The sequence below is a fragment of the Sorangium sp. So ce834 genome, from assembly GCF_051521425.1.
Classification (GTDB): Bacteria; Myxococcota_A; Polyangia; order Polyangiales; family Polyangiaceae; genus Sorangium; species Sorangium cellulosum_D.
In genome coordinates this window covers 11,795,113-11,809,577 of record NZ_CP150351.1, presented here as the reverse complement: position 1 = coordinate 11,809,577, position 14,465 = coordinate 11,795,113, and the positions used below count along the sequence as shown (strand labels likewise).

Genomic DNA, 14,465 nt, shown 5'->3' with positions numbered 1-14,465 from the left:
CGCGGCGCGGCCGCGGCCGCGCGCCTCCGCTCCTCCCTTCCTTCGCCGTGCGGCGATCGCGTATGCGACCGTTGCGCTGCGCCTCGAAACCCACTTGCCACGTCCAGAAATCGTGGACCGGCCCACTCAGGCTGGTGTAGCGTTCGCGCCGTGCGAGGGGCGTTGAAGGCGAGGGAGCATGGCGTCGTGGCCGCGCTGGCGGCCCTGTCGCCGCTCGGCTTCGCATGGCGCTCTGCGGCTCAGCAGATTCCTGCGGAGACTACGGCTTTGCCCGATACTCCTGAAGCTCCTTCCGGAGACATGCAGAGTCTGCCGTCGACTGCAGAGGCGGCCCTTGCGCCGGCGGCCGCCCGGCCCGAGCTGCCCGGCGAGGCCGCGGCCGCCTCGTCGCGCGGGGCGGCCCTCTGCCGGGCGGCCGGGGCGGTCCTCCTCGCGCTCCCCGCGGCGGGGTGCATGCAGCGCGACGACGGGCTCGCGCAGGAGGCCGCGCTCGCGCAGGAGGCCGCGCTCGCGGCGCACGTGAGCGACTGGCGGGAGGAGATCATCTATCAGGTGCTGATAGACCGCTTCGCCGACGGCGACGCGAGCAACAACTACCGGGTCTCCTCCGGGCTCGGCAGCTGGCACGGCGGCGACTGGAAGGGGCTCGAGGACCGGCTGCCCTACCTCGAGGAGCTCGGCGTCACCGCGCTCTGGATCTCGCCGATCGTCAAGAACGTCGAGACCGACGCCGGCTTCGACGGATACCACGGCTACTGGACGCAGGACTTCACCGCGCTGAACCCCCATTTCGGCGATCTCGCGTCGCTGCGCCGGCTCGTCGCGTCGGCCCACGGCCGCGGGATGAAGGTGATCCTCGACATCGTGACGAACCACGTCGGCCAGCTGTTCTTTTACGACATCAACCAGAACGGGCAGCCCGACGACGCCGTTTACGGCGGCCGCAAGGGCGCCCATCCCCAGAGCGAATACGATCCCGATTTCGACCCCCGCGGCGTCCAGGCGCGGACGTGGCTCGGCGCGTCGGGCCCGGCGCCGATCGTCTTCCGTCACGATCCCGCGACAAACCACCTCCCGCCCAAGCCCGCGCTCTTCCAGAGTCCCGAGGTTTACAATCGCAAGGGCCGCGCCTTCGATTTCGACGATATCGATCAGCTCGTGCACGGCGATTTCCCGGGCGGGCTCAAGGACATCGACACCGCCCGCTGCGACGTGAAGCGGACGATGGTCGACGTGTTCGTGCGCTGGGTCGAGCTCACCGACGTCGACGGGTTCCGCATCGACACGGTGAAGCACGTCGAGCACGAGTTCTGGCGCTATTTCGCGCAGAACGTCCGGCTGCGGCTGAAGGAGAAGGGCAAGACCAACTTCTTCATGTTCGGCGAGGTCCTCGACGGCAGGGACGATCTCATCGGCAGCTTCACGCGGCACGACGTCCCGGCCCACCCGCACGACGCGGCGCTCGGCGGCGATCTGGAGCGCGAGAACGCGAGCGAGGCGGAGGGGGGCTGTCCGGGCGCCGCGCCGGTCACGGGGGACTCGCTCGACGGCGTCTTCTATTTCTCCCAGTACTACCAGGCTTTCCGCGACGTCTTCCGCGACGCGCAGGACACGCGGCGGATCGAGGAGCTCTGGGCGGCGCGGGAGGCCAACTACGGCACGGAGCCGAACGCGAACGGCACGGGCCTGCCGCCGGTGAAGACGCTGGTCAACTTCATCGACAACCACGATGTCCCGCGCTTCCTCTACGACGGCCCGGGCGTCTCGCCGTTCAAGGCCGATCCCGAGGCGGCGCTCAGGAACGCGCTCCTGTTCCTCTTCACCGAGGACGGCATCCCCTGCCTCTACTACGGCACCGAGCAGGGCTTCAGCGGCGGCGGCGACCCGGCGAACCGCGAGGACCTCTGGGCGAGCGGCTACGACACCCAGCGTCCGCTCTTCCAGTGGGTCAAGCGGCTCACGGCGCTGCGCCGGGGCTACCGGGCGCTCACGGTCGGCGAGCAGAGGGTGCGCTGGTCGACGGAGCGGACCGGCGACGAGGACGAGGACGCGGGGATCTTCGCCTTCGAGCGGGGCGAGCCGGACGGCGACTACGCGCTCGTCGTGCTCAACACGCACCCCGCGAAGCGCAGCGCCACGCGCTTCGGGGGGGCGGTCATGACGACGGAGCTCCGGCCGGGGACCGTGCTCGTCGACGTGCTCTCTCCCGGGAAAACGACGTATACCGTGGGCGCGAACGGCGCCGTCAGCGTCGAGCTGCCCCCCGTGAGCGGGGCGCTGCTCATCCCGGAAGACCAGGTCATCCAGGGTCTTTGATCCCCACGAGCCCTCCTCCCCTCCGAGAACCTTGATTATGGCCTCTGTCAAAGTGCGCGGACTCAACAAGCGATTCGGCCAGACGCACGTGCTGCGCGGCATCTCCGTCGACGTGCCCGACGGCTCGTTCGCCGTCCTCGTCGGCCCGAGCGGCTGCGGCAAGTCGACCCTGCTCCGGCTGCTCGCCGGCCTCGAGGAGGCCGACGAGGGCACGATCGCGCTCGGCGGGCGCGACGTCACCCGGCTGGAGCCGCGCGATCGCGACATCGCCATGGTGTTCCAGTCGTACGCCCTCTACCCGCACCTCACGGTGCGCGACAACCTCGCGTTCGGCCTGAAGCTCCGGAAGACGCCGCCGGCCGAGATCGAGGCGCGCGTGAAGGAGGCGTCGGAGATGCTCGGGCTCGGCCCGCTCCTCGACCGGCACCCCCGGGCGCTGTCCGGCGGCCAGCGGCAGCGCGTCGCCATGGGCAGGGCCATCGTGCGGCGGGCGCAGCTCTTCCTGTTCGACGAGCCGCTGTCGAACCTCGACGCGGCGCTGCGCGCGCAGGTGCGGGTCGACATCCGCAAGCTGCACGACCGGCTCGGCGCCACCAGCGTCTACGTCACCCACGACCAGGTCGAGGCCATGACGCTCGCCGACGAGATCTTCGTGCTCAACAAGGGCGTCGTCGAGCAGTCGGGGCCGCCGCTCGAGGTGTTCGCCCGGCCGCGCACCCAGTTCGTGGCGAGCTTCCTCGGCAGCCCGGCGATGAACTTCGTCGAGGCGCGCGTGGAGAACCGCGGCGGCCGCTGGGTCGCGGCCCAGGGCGAGCTCTCGGTCGAGGTCGACGCGGCCGAGTTCCCGGGCGCGCTCTCGTCCGGCCGGCGGGTGATGATCGGCGTGCGCCCGCACGAGGTGGATCTCGCCTCGGGCGAGGGCGGCGCCCCGTTCCAGGTGGCGATCGTCGAGGCGCTCGGGGCCGAGTCGTACGCCCACGGCACGGTCGCGGGGGCGCCGTTCGTGGCGCGCCTCGACCCCTCGGCGCGCGTGGCGAAGGGGGACACCGTGACGCTCGCGCTCCGCAACGTGCACCTGTTCGACGCCGACTCGGGGCTGACCCTGCGGGAGGCGTGAGGCGCGCCATGCCGAGCCGCCGCCCCGCGCCCGCGCTCGCCGCGCTCGCCCTCGTCCTGCTCCTGCCCGGGCTCGCGGTCGCGGCGCCGATCCGGCTCTGGCACGCGTACCGCGACGACGAGGCCAGGGCGCTCGGCGCCATCGTGGCGGCCTTCCAGGGGGCGGAGGTCGAGCTCCTCGCCGTCCCGTTCGACGCCTACGCCTCGAAGCTCCAGGCGGCGGTCCCGATGGGCGAGGGGCCCGACCTGTTCATCGACGCCCACGAGCGGCTCGGCGACTACCGCGCGCGCAAGCTCGTCGCGCCCGTGGGCGACGCGCTCGAGCCGGGCGGTGAGGCGGTGTTCCAGGGGCCGGCGCTCGCGGCCGTCCGGCTGGGCGGCGAGATCTTCGGGCTGCCGATCAGCCAGAAGTGCATGGCGCTCTACATGAACACCGCGCTCGTCCAGGAGGCGCCGGCCTTCCTCGAGGACATCGCGGCGCTCGCCGGCGCGCTGCCGCAGGGCGTCTATCCGCTCGCGTACGAGGCGTCGAACGCCTACGCGCACATGCCGATCCTCGCCGCGTTCGGCGGCGCGATGCTGGACGAGAACGACCAGTTCGGCTTCTTCGGCCCGGGGCCCGAGCGCTCGCTCGAGCTCGTCCGCTCGCTGATCGCGCGGCGGGTCGTCCCGGAGGACGCGAACGGCGCGCTGGTGACCGACCTGTTCAACGCGGGCCGCGCGGCGTTCGCGATCAGCGGGCCGTGGTTCGTGGGCGGCCTCAAGGACGAGGCGAAGCGGCGCGCGCGCGTCGTCCCGCTCCCGAAGGTGCGCGAGACCGGCCAGCCGATGCGGCCTTTCATGACCGTGGAGGCGGTCATGCTCTCGCCCCAGGGCGCGCAGCGGGCCGAGGCGCGGGCGCTCGCGCGCCACCTCGCCGGGGCCGCGGCCGCGGCCACGCGGATCGAGATCGCGCGCACGCCGCCGGTGCGGAGCGACGTGGCCGTCTCGGCCGGCGACGCCTTCATCGCGGCCTTCGCCGAGCAGGCCAAGGTGGCCATCCCGATGCCGACGTCGCCGGCGATGCGCTCGACCTGGGAGCCGGCCGCGCGCGCGATCCGCAAGGTGCTGCGGGGCGACGCGCCCCCGGACGTCGCGCTCGCCGAGGCGAAGCACCGCTTCGACGACGTGCGCCGGCCGCTGCCCCCGCGCGCCTCGCCGGCGCCGCTCCTCGTCGGGCTCGGCGCGCTCGCGCTCGTCCTCGCCCTCCGGTGGGCCTCCGCCGCGAAGGGCGCGGTCCGCGGCCCCGCGCTCCGGCGATCGCTCGAACGCTCGATTCAACGCTCGATTCAACGCTCGATTCAACGCTCGATTCAACGCTCGATTCCGGCCTACAAGTACGTCGCGCACGCCGTCGTCGCGATCGGCGTGCTCGTGATCGTGCCGCTCGTCATCGGCGCGGCGACGTCGCTCTTCGCCGGCAGCGGCGAGAGCCTCCGGTACGTCGGCCTCGCCAACTTCATCAGCATCCTCACGGCGCGCGGCGAGCCGCTCTTCTCGAGCGGCTCGTTCTACCTGGTGCTCGCGGTGACCGTGCTCTGGACGGCGGTGAACGTCGTCTGCCACCTCGTCCTCGGCGTCTCGCTGGCGCTGCTCCTGCACCGCCCGACGCTGCGCCTCCGCGCGCTCTACCGGGTGCTCCTCATCGTGCCCTGGGCCGTGCCGAGCTACGTGACCGCGCTGTCCTGGAAGGGCATGTTCCACCGGCAGTACGGGGCCGTGACCGGCCTCATCGAGGCGGTGAACGCCGCCTTCGGGACGAGCATCGAGCCGATCGCCTGGTTCTCGAGCTTCACCACCGCGTTCACGGCCAACGTGGCGACAAACGTCTGGCTCGGCTTCCCGTTCATGATGGTGGTCACCCTCGGCGCGCTCACCGCCGTGCCCGGCGAAGTGCTCGAGGCGGCCGAGGTCGACGGCGCCTCGCGCTGGCAGCGTCTCTGGAAAATTACGTTGCCGCTGATTCGACCGGTGCTCGCGCCGGCGGTGACCCTGGGCGCGATCTGGACGTTCAACATGTTCAACGTGGTGTTCCTCGTGTCCGGCGGCGATCCGGACGGCACCACGGACATCCTCGTGTCCGAGGCGTACCGGTGGGCGTTCACCCGAGAGGCGCAGTACGGCTACGCCGCGGCGTACTCGGTGCTGATCTTCCTGCTGCTCACCCTTGCCACGCGGGATTGGCGGTGGCGGCGGCGGACGCCCGGGTCGTTCATCCCGCAGGGCGGCGGGGCGGCGGACGGGTCGGCGCCCGCGCCGGTGGCGGCGACGGAGGCCGTATGACGCGGCAGCCTTCTCCGGTCGAGTCGATCGCGGTGCACGTCGCGCTGCTCGCGGCGGTCGCGTTCGCGCTGTACCCGGTGCTCTGGGTCGTCTCGATCGCCTTCTCGGGGGCGCGCCCGCCGGTGCCGGAGGTGCTGCCGATCCCGAACCAGCCGACGCTCGCGCACCTCGAGGCGGTGGTCACCACGTCGCAGAAGGTCGGGGGCGAGACGATCTGGCTGTTTCCCCGCCAGCTCGCCAACTCGGTCGCCGTGGCGCTCGCGACCGCGGCCGTCGGCGTCACCATCGCGGTCCCGGCGGCGTACGCGCTCGCGCGCTTCGAGTTCGTCGGCAAGCGCCGCGGCCTGCGGGCGCTGCTCGCGACGCAGATGTTCCCGACGGTGGCGAGCGCGATCCCGCTATACCTCCTGCTCGACGCGCTGGGCCTGCTCAACTCGCGGACGGGGCTCGTGCTCTGTTATGCGTCCACCGCGGTGCCGTTCTCGATCTTCCAGCTCCGCGCGGCGTTCGAGGCGATCCCGGTCGACCTGGAGGAGGCGGCGATGGTCGACGGGGCGACGCGCTTCGAGGCCTTCGTCCGGGTGGTGCTCCCGGCGGCGCGGCCGGCGATCGCGGTGACGGCGCTGTTCGCGATCATGACGGCGTACAACGAGTTCATCCTCGCGGCGACGCTGCTCTCCAAGGAGGAGATGTTCACGCTGCCGGTGGTGCTGCAGCGGTACATCGGCGAGCACGACGCGCAGTGGGAGCGGTTCGCGGCGGGGGCGCTCCTCGTGTCGCTGCCGGTCATGGCGGCGTTCTATCTGGTGCAGCGTCACCTCGTGGCGGGGTTGACGACGGGCGGAGTGAAGGGGTGAGGGCGCGGCGCCCCTGGCCTGCCCCCCGGCCGCCCCGGCGGCACCCGTCCGCCTGACCCCACCTCGCGGCCATGGACGCCCGATCGCGACCCCGCTATCTCCATAAAGCCATGCCGAAGGCCGAGGGTCCCCTGCCAGCCGCTGCGCCGGGGACCGCCCACGCGGAGCCCCGTCCGCCGCTGAGCGGCGAGGGCCGGCCCTCGTTGAACGGCGACGGCCGCCCGTCGCTGGGCGGCGAGGCCCGCCCGTCGCTGAACGGCGACGGCCGCCCGTCGCTGGGCGGCGACCCCCGCCTCTCCCTCGTCGGCGACCCCCGCCTCTCGCTCGGCGGCGACCTCGACGGCCGCGGCACCTTCCTGCCGGCCGGGGCCGTGCCGCAGCGGCGCCACAGCCGGACCTCGTGGGAGAAGCTCTGGCTCCTCCCGCTGCTCGGGCCCCTGCTCGCGCTGCTCGTCATCGGCGCGGTCGCCTCGCTCGAGGCCGCGTTCGACTGGAACATCCCGAACCCGCCGGCGATCCTCTCGATGATCATCGTCTTCGCGGCGTTCAGCGGCGGCCTGTGGAGCGGCATCGTCACCGCGCTCATCTCGTGCGTCTACTTCGCGCTCTACTTCTCCGAGACCGGCGTGCCGTTCTCGTACAAGGAAGACAACCTGCTGCGCGTCATCGTCTTCGCCGTCACCACCCCCGCCATGGCGGTGATGGCGAGCATCGCGAAGCGGCGCGCGGACGCCATGGGCGCCGCCTCGCTCGAGAACGAGCGCGAGCACTCGGCGAGCCTGCGCGCCCTGCTCATGCAGCGCCAGGCCGTCGAGGCCGAGCTCCAGCAGGCCAAGGAGGCCGCCGAGGCGGCGAGCCGCGCCAAGAGCGAGTTCCTCGCCAGCGTGAGCCACGAGATCCGCACCCCGATGAACGGCATCATCGGCATGACGTCGCTCGCGCTCCAGACCGAGCTCACCCAGGAGCAGCGCGAGTACCTCGAGATGGTCAAGATCTCGGCCGACGCGCTCCTCGCCATCATCAACGACGTCCTCGACTTCTCGAAGATCGAGGCCGGCAAGCTCGGGATCGAGCCCGTCGTCTTCGACCCGAGCGAGATCATCGGCGACGCCGTGAAGACGCTGGCGCTCCGCGCGCACGAGAAGCGGCTCGAGCTCGCCTACGACGTGGGCCCCGACGTGCCCGAGGCGCTCGTCGGCGACCCGCTGCGCCTGCGCCAGGTCCTCGTGAACCTCGTCAGCAACGCGGTGAAGTTCACCGACGCCGGCGAGATCGTCGTCCGCGCCGAGGTCGACTCGCGCGCGCCCCTCACGCCCGAGGAGGAGGCCAGCGCCGACCGCCAGAGCGCGCCCAGCCTCTACGCGGGCGAGGCGCTCGGCGACAACGTGGTGCTCCACGTGCGCGTGATCGACACGGGCATCGGGATCGCCCCCGACAAGCAGCGGCTCGTCTTCGACGCGTTCGCGCAGGCGGACGGCTCGACCACCCGCAAGTACGGCGGCACGGGGCTCGGCCTCACCATCTGCGCCCGCCTCGTCGAGATGATGGGCGGCAAGATCTGGATCGAGAGCGAGCTCGGCAAGGGCAGCACGTTCCACTTCACCCTCCAGCTCCGGGCGCTCGAGGGCGCCGCCCGGTCGCGCCGCCTGCAGATGCCGCGGGACCTGCTCGGCACGCGGGTCCTCATCGCCGACGACAACGCGACCGCGCGGCGGATCCTCGCCGAGACCGTCGAGGGCTGGGGGATGAAGGCGGTCCCGGTCGACTCGGGGGCGGCGGCGATCGCGGCGCTCTCGGAGGACTCGGGCACGTGGGCGCTGCCCTGGGGCAAGCCGGGGGGCAACGCGGTCGGGCCGACCTCCTCGTTCGGCCTCGCCATCGTCGACGCCCGCATGCCCAAGGTCGACGGCTTCGCCGTGGTCGAGCACTGCCGGCGGCGCGAGATCCTGAAGGGGCGCACCATCATGATGCTCAGCTCCACCTCGGCGCAGGCGGACGCCGCGCGCTGCCGCGATCTCGGCGTCTTCGGGATGGTCACGAAGCCCGTGAAGACGTCGCACCTCCAGGAGGCCGTGTTCCACGCCTTCGGCATCCCGACGCGCAGCGCGCTCCGGTCGGCCGACGTGCGCCGCGCCGTGCCCGGGCCGCGCGCCCGCGGCCTGCGGGTCCTCGTGGCCGAGGACAACGCCATCAACCAGAAGCTGATGCGCCGCTGGCTGGAGCGGCAGGACCACCACGTGCACATCGTCGAGAACGGCCGGCTCGCCGTCGAGAAGATCGCGACCGGCCAGTACGACGTGGCCCTGCTCGACGTGGAGATGCCCGAGATGGACGGCCTCCAGGCCGCGCGGGCGATCCGCGCGCGCGAGCGGCGCGAGGGCGGGCACATGCCGCTCATCGTCGTGACCGCGTACGCGATGAAGGGCGACCGAGAGCGCTGCCTCCGGGCGGGCTTCGACGGCTACGTGTCGAAGCCGGTGCAGGTCGAGGAGCTCTACGACATGATCGACCGGCTCGCCGCCGGGCCCTCCTCCCTGGAGATCGAGGACCCGGCGCGCCTGTCGCTCGGCGCGCCGAACTCGTACCCGTCGGTGCCCTCGTCGCCGCTCGACAACGGGCCGCCGAGCACCCGATCGCCGGACGAGCGGCCGCAGGGCTCGCCGTCGTCGATCGCGAGCCGTCCGATGTTCGACCGCACGAGGGCGCTGGAGCGGACGGGCGGCGACGCCGACCTCCTGCGCGAGCTCGTCGAGGTCTTCCTGGAGGAGTGCCCGCGGTGGATGGCCGACATCGACGAGGCGGTGACCGTCGGCGACGCCCGCAAGCTCCAGCGGGCCGCGCACAGCCTGAAGGGCGGGGTCGACAGCCTCGGCGCGCGGGGCGCGTTCGAGGCGGCCTTCGCGCTGGAGAAGATGGCGCGCTCGAACGAGCTCGGGAGCCTGGCCGAGGCGCAGTTCGCGCTGCGGGCGCAGATCGATCGCCTGCTCCCCGAGCTCGCCGCGTTCGTGCGCGAGGGCTCGCCGGCGGACGCCCCGCCGCCGGGCGAGCGGCGCTCTGAGGATCTCTGAGGATGACGAGGAGGAGGGGTGACGCGATGGTGAGGGTGCTCGTGGTGGACGACTCCCCGATGGATCGGCGCCTCTCCGGGAGCCTGCTCAAGAAGCGCGCCGGCATGGAGCCGATGTACGCCGAGAACGGCGTCGAGGCGCTCCAGACGATCGCGAAGACGATGCCCGAGATCGTGCTGACCGATCTCCAGATGCCGGAGATGGACGGCCTGGAGCTGGTCGAGGCGATCCGCCGCGAGCACCCGTACCTGCCGGTGATCCTGATGACGGCGCACGGCAGCGAGGAGATCGCGGTGCAGGCGCTCCGGCGCGGCGCCGCGAGCTACGTCGCGAAGCGGAGCCTCGCGGCGGAGCTCGTGAGCACGGTCGAGAACGTCCTCGCGGTGGCGCGGCTCGATCGGCGGGAGCAGCAGCTGCTCGCGTGCCTGACGGCGACCGAGTCCCATTTCGAGCTCGACAACGACGTGGCCAAGGTGCCCGCGCTGGTGGGCCACATCGAGCAGAGCCTGGGCCGGATGCGGCTGTGCGACGAGACGGGCCGGATCCAGGTCGCGGTGGCGCTGCGCGAGGCGCTTGTGAACGCGATCGTGCACGGCAACCTCGAGGTGAGCTCGTCGCTGCTCGACGAGGATCCGAGCGCCTTCTCGGCGCTCGTCGAGCGGCGCCGGACCGAGAGCCCCTACCGGGACCGGCGTGTGGTCGTCGTGGCGCGGGAGACGCGGACGGAGGCGACCTACGTGGTGCGCGACGAGGGCCCCGGCTTCGACCCGCGCGACCTGCCCGACCCGACCGACCTCGCCAACCTGGACAAGCCGAGCGGCCGCGGACTGATGCTGATCCGCACCTTCATGGACGAGGTGTGGCACAACGAGAAGGGCAACGAGATCCACATGATCATGCGGTGTCGCTCGCCGGAGTCCGACCACGAGCCGAGCGATCCTGGCGGCTGAGGCGGCCTCGATCGGGTCGGCTTCGAGCGCCGACGCGATGCATTCAGCCATCGGCCCATCGCCTCGGCGCTGCTCGGGGGCGCGTCGCGGGACGTGAATATCCCGGCCACGCCGGGCAACGAAGCCGCCATGACCAGAGACGACGAGTCGATTGCTCGAGCGCGCACTCGGGCGAGCCGGGGTGGAACGGCCGCCTTGGCCATCGCAGCTGTCCTCGTGTCCACGGCGTGCGATCTCGACGTGCGCGGGGGCACGGATGGTGACGGTGGCGGCGCCGGAACGGACAGCGGTGCCACGACCAGCGCTCATGGCGGCGGCAGCGGCGGCGACGGGGGCAGCGGGCTGGCCAGCAGCAGCGGCGGCGAGGGCGGCAGCGGCGCGGCCAGCAACGGCGCCGGGGGCAGCGGCGGCGCGGCCAGCAACGGCGCCGGGGGCAGCGGCGGCGCCGGGGGCAGCGGCGGCGCCGGGGGCAGCGGCGGCGCCGGGGGCAGCGGCGGCGCCGGGGGCAGCGGCGGCGCCGGGGGCAGCGGCGCGGCCAGCAGCGGCGCTGGGGGCAGCGGCGCCGGGGGCAGCGGCGTGGCCAGCAGCGGCGCCAGCGGCGGCGAGGGCGGCAGCGGCGGCGAGGGCGGCGTCGGCGGCAGCGGCGTCGGCGGCAGCGGCGTCGGCGGCGTCGGCGGCAGCGGCGCCGGCGGCAGCGGCGCCGGCGGCAGCGGCGGCGAGGGCGGCGCGTCAGGCACGCCAGGCACGTGCGTGCCGGGCACGGTGCTCACCTGCTACACGGGCCCCACCGGGACCATCGGCATCGGGCCGTGCGTCACCGGGACGCAGACGTGTCGCTCCGATGGGCTCGGCTACGGCCCGTGTGCAGGTGCGGTGGCGCCGGCCGCAGAGATCTGCGCCACGCCGGTGGACGAGAGCTGCGACGGCGAGCCCAGGTGCCCCCTCCAGCCGCCGTGGGCGCGAGGATACGGCGGCGCCGGCGACGACAGCGGCCTGTCCATCGTGAGCGACGCGTCGGGCAACTACTACGTCTCCGGCGCCTTCGAGGGGACGGTGGACTTCGGCGCCGGTCCTCTCACCAGCGCAGGGGGCTCCGACGTCTTCCTCCTCAAGCTCGACCCCTCCGGCTCGGCGATCTGGAGCAGGCGCTTCGGTGCCGAGTACGACGATGAGAGCGTCAACGTGGCCATCGGCGAGGGCGGAAGCATCTTCGTCGCCGGAGTCTATAACGCTGGTCCAGCCCACGTTCCCGTGCCGGGCCCCGACTTTGGCGGGGGCCCCCTCGCGCCCACCGAACGGTCCACGCTCTTCGTGGCCAGGCTCGACCCCGAGGGCAACCACATCCAGAGCAAGGGCTTTCCGAGTTATCCGTTGGACCGCGTGGATATCAAGCGAGTTGCCGTCGATGACGTCGGCGATGGGTACGTGCTTTATGATGCTGGCGGTGTACTGTTTCTCACGAGGTTGCGCGCCGGACCCACCCTCACCTGGTTCGATTTCGTCCTTCCGTATACCGACGGTCGCACGGGAGCGGATCTTGCTATCGATGGCGCAGGAAACGCGATCGTGGTGAGTGCAGGACGGTACCACATCCACCTGTCCAAGTATGGACCTAATGGTTGGTTGTGGGGACGAGAGTTCATCACCGAATCCTTCGATGTATCGGCCTCCTCGGTGGCGGTGAACGCGGCGGACGAGATCTTCGTGACGGCCTTCACGGACGGAACCATCGATTTCGGCGGCGGCGTGCTCCCTCGTGGGCCGATGCTCATGAAGGTGGATGCTGCAGGCCAGCATCTCTTCAGCCGCTCGGTTCGCTTCGGCGGCGACATCGCCTTGGACCCGACCGGCGGCATCGTCATCGCCGGGGGTGGCCTGGCCGGGCTTGACGCGAGCGGGACAGAGACATGGTCGACCGACGCCGATGCGATCTTCGAGGACATCGCCCTTGCTCCGAATCGCACGATTGCAGCCACCGGGCGCGTGCTTGCGCCGGTGGACTTCGGGACGGGTCCGATCGCCTACGCGGCGGGCAGCGACATCTTCGTCGCCACGTTCAATCCCTTGGACGACGGCGGCGAGGGCGGCGGGGGGAGCGGCGGCGAGGGCGGCAGTGGCAGCGGCGGCGAGGGCGGCAGCGGCGCGGCCAGCAGCGGCGGTGGGGGCAGCGGCGGCGAGGGCGGCAGCGGCGGCGAGGGCGGCGGCACGCCAGGCACGTGCGTGCCGGGCACGGTGCTCACCTGCTACACGGGCCCCACCGGGACCGTGGGCATCGGGCCGTGCACCACCGGGACGCAGACGTGTCGCTCCGATGGGCTCGGCTATGGCCCGTGTGCAGGTGCGGTGGCGCCGGCCGCGGAGCTCTGCGCCAGCCCGGTGGACGAGGACTGCGACGGCGATCCCCAGTGCCCCCGCCTCCCGCCGTGGGCGCGGGCATACGGCGGCCCCGGCGAGCAGGGCGCCACGTCCATCGTGAGCGACGCGTGGGGCAACTACTACGTCTCCGGCGTCTTCAAAGGGACGGTGGACTTCGGCGACGGCCCTCTCACCAGCGCAGGAGAATACGACGTCTTCCTCCTCAAGCTCGACCCCTCCGGCTCGCTCATCTGGAGCAGGCGCTTCGGGTCCAAGCACTACGAGTGGGCCCCCAGCCTGGCCATCGACGGAAGCGGAAACATCTACTTTGCCGGAAGCTATGATGGGGAGGGGCCGTTCTTTTATGAAAGCCCAGATTTTGGTGGGGGTCCCATCCCGCCCGCCGATTATTCTGCTAACGCGCTATTTTTGGTCAAGTTCGACCCCGAGGGCAACCACATCTGGAGCAATGGCTTCCCGCGGCCTGGGATCGACTTCGGAGGTGTGGTGGAGATGGCCGTCGATGGCGTCGGCAATGTGTTCGTCCTCCGCGTGGCTGGTGGCTGGGATTCTGTGTCCTATCATGTGGTAAAGGTGAGCGCCGGAGGTGAGGACGTCCTCTGGGAGGAGTATCTGCCAGGATCCGAGATTCCAGGATCCTCGAGCGGGTCGGGAGGTCTCGCGGTCGACAGCGACGGTAACGTGCTCGTGGCGAACGCGGACCAGGATTATATCTACTCCCCCGGTGCGGATTTCAACGTCATCAAGCTGTCGACGACGGGTGCTCTGCTCTGGCAACGGCAGTTCCGCTCCAAGGCGCACGTGGATCCCAGGGCGTCAGCCACCTCGGTGGCCGTCAACGCCGCGGGCGAGGTCCTGGTGACGGGCTACACGGATGGCACCGTCGACTTCGGCGGTGGCGCGCCAGGAGCTGGCGACGAGCTGTTCGCCGTGCTGGTCAAGCTGGACGCCGCAGGGGAGGTCATCACCTCCAGCACGATTCCCTACCCCGGGGGTCTAATCCTGGATCCTGCTGGTGGGATGTTCCTCACCGGGGGCTCGACGGTTACCAAGCTCGACGACAGCGGGACCACGCTCTGGTCCGCCTACTTCGACGTCCCCACGGGTTATCGAGGCGGCGGGGCGGACATGACCATCTCTCCGAATGGCACGCTTGCAATCGCCGGTTTCATCTACCCGTCGATGGACACCGACCCTCGCCCCCCCACAGCGCGTTACGAGACCTTCGTCGCCACGTTGAATCCTTGAGGAGGCTCGCCACGGCTCCGGGCTCCCCGTGACCGCGCCGCGCGTGGCGCTGCCGGACCTCGCCGACCTCTCCCTGCGTCGAGCGGCCAAGGCGTTTTTTTGCGCCTCGAGGTGTGAGCGGAGGTCGTCGAAAGCGACCCGGAGCGGGGGCCCCCCGGACATGGCGCTGCCGGTGAGGTAACGCGTCGGCGGGGCGCTCCCAGCAGCCAGTT

At 71.7% G+C, this 14,465-nt stretch carries 8 protein-coding genes; 7 read left to right on the top strand and 1 reads right to left on the bottom strand.

The window, feature by feature from the left end; all coding sequences use genetic code 11:
• The first annotated feature begins 300 nt into the window (after positions 1-300).
• From WMF20_RS43435 to WMF20_RS43410, 6 genes are all read left to right on the top strand, one after another.
• A complete protein-coding gene (locus WMF20_RS43435; RefSeq protein WP_437607606.1) occupies positions 301-2,316 on the top strand; it encodes an alpha-amylase family glycosyl hydrolase in 2,016 nt (671 codons plus the stop codon).
• A gap of 37 nt (positions 2,317-2,353) precedes the next feature.
• A complete protein-coding gene (locus WMF20_RS43430; RefSeq protein WP_437607604.1) occupies positions 2,354-3,433 on the top strand; it encodes an ABC transporter ATP-binding protein in 1,080 nt (359 codons plus the stop codon).
• A gap of 8 nt (positions 3,434-3,441) precedes the next feature.
• Positions 3,442-5,754, top strand: coding sequence for an extracellular solute-binding protein (locus WMF20_RS43425; protein ID WP_437607603.1), 2,313 nt, complete (start codon positions 3,442-3,444; stop codon positions 5,752-5,754).
• Entirely contained in the window at positions 5,751-6,611 is an 861-nt protein-coding gene (locus WMF20_RS43420; protein ID WP_165374485.1) for a sugar ABC transporter permease, read from the top strand. The genes WMF20_RS43425 and WMF20_RS43420 overlap by 4 nt, the downstream gene beginning before the upstream one ends.
• 110 nt (positions 6,612-6,721) lie before the next feature.
• Positions 6,722-9,679, top strand: coding sequence for a response regulator (locus tag WMF20_RS43415; protein ID WP_437607602.1), 2,958 nt, complete (start codon positions 6,722-6,724; stop codon positions 9,677-9,679).
• Positions 9,680-9,681: 2 nt separating this feature from the next.
• A complete protein-coding gene (locus WMF20_RS43410; RefSeq protein ID WP_237244639.1) occupies positions 9,682-10,629 on the top strand; it encodes an ATP-binding response regulator in 948 nt (315 codons plus the stop codon).
• Positions 10,630-10,934: 305 nt separating this feature from the next.
• Here WMF20_RS43410 and WMF20_RS43405 read toward each other — a convergent pair whose 3' ends face one another.
• Positions 10,935-11,390: a hypothetical protein gene (locus WMF20_RS43405; RefSeq protein WP_437607601.1), complete on the bottom strand. Its 456-nt coding sequence runs from the start codon at positions 11,388-11,390 to the stop codon at positions 10,935-10,937.
• Here WMF20_RS43405 and WMF20_RS43400 point away from each other — a divergent pair.
• Entirely contained in the window at positions 11,380-14,253 is a 2,874-nt protein-coding gene (locus tag WMF20_RS43400; protein WP_437607599.1) for a hypothetical protein, read from the top strand. The genes WMF20_RS43405 and WMF20_RS43400 overlap by 11 nt on opposite strands.
• Positions 14,254-14,465 lie beyond the last annotated feature (212 nt).

Excerpts from the sequence above, each read along its gene's own strand:
- WMF20_RS43435 (WP_437607606.1), top strand. The coding sequence starts at position 301 with ATGCAGAGTCTGCCGTCGACTGCAGAGGCGGCCCTTGCGCCGGCGGCC.
- WMF20_RS43430 (WP_437607604.1), top strand. The coding sequence starts at position 2,354 with ATGGCCTCTGTCAAAGTGCGCGGACTCAACAAGCGATTCGGCCAGACG.
- WMF20_RS43425 (WP_437607603.1), top strand. The coding sequence starts at position 3,442 with ATGCCGAGCCGCCGCCCCGCGCCCGCGCTCGCCGCGCTCGCCCTCGTC.
- WMF20_RS43420 (WP_165374485.1), top strand. The coding sequence starts at position 5,751 with ATGACGCGGCAGCCTTCTCCGGTCGAGTCGATCGCGGTGCACGTCGCG.
- WMF20_RS43415 (WP_437607602.1), top strand. The coding sequence starts at position 6,722 with ATGCCGAAGGCCGAGGGTCCCCTGCCAGCCGCTGCGCCGGGGACCGCC.
- WMF20_RS43410 (WP_237244639.1), top strand. The coding sequence starts at position 9,682 with ATGACGAGGAGGAGGGGTGACGCGATGGTGAGGGTGCTCGTGGTGGAC.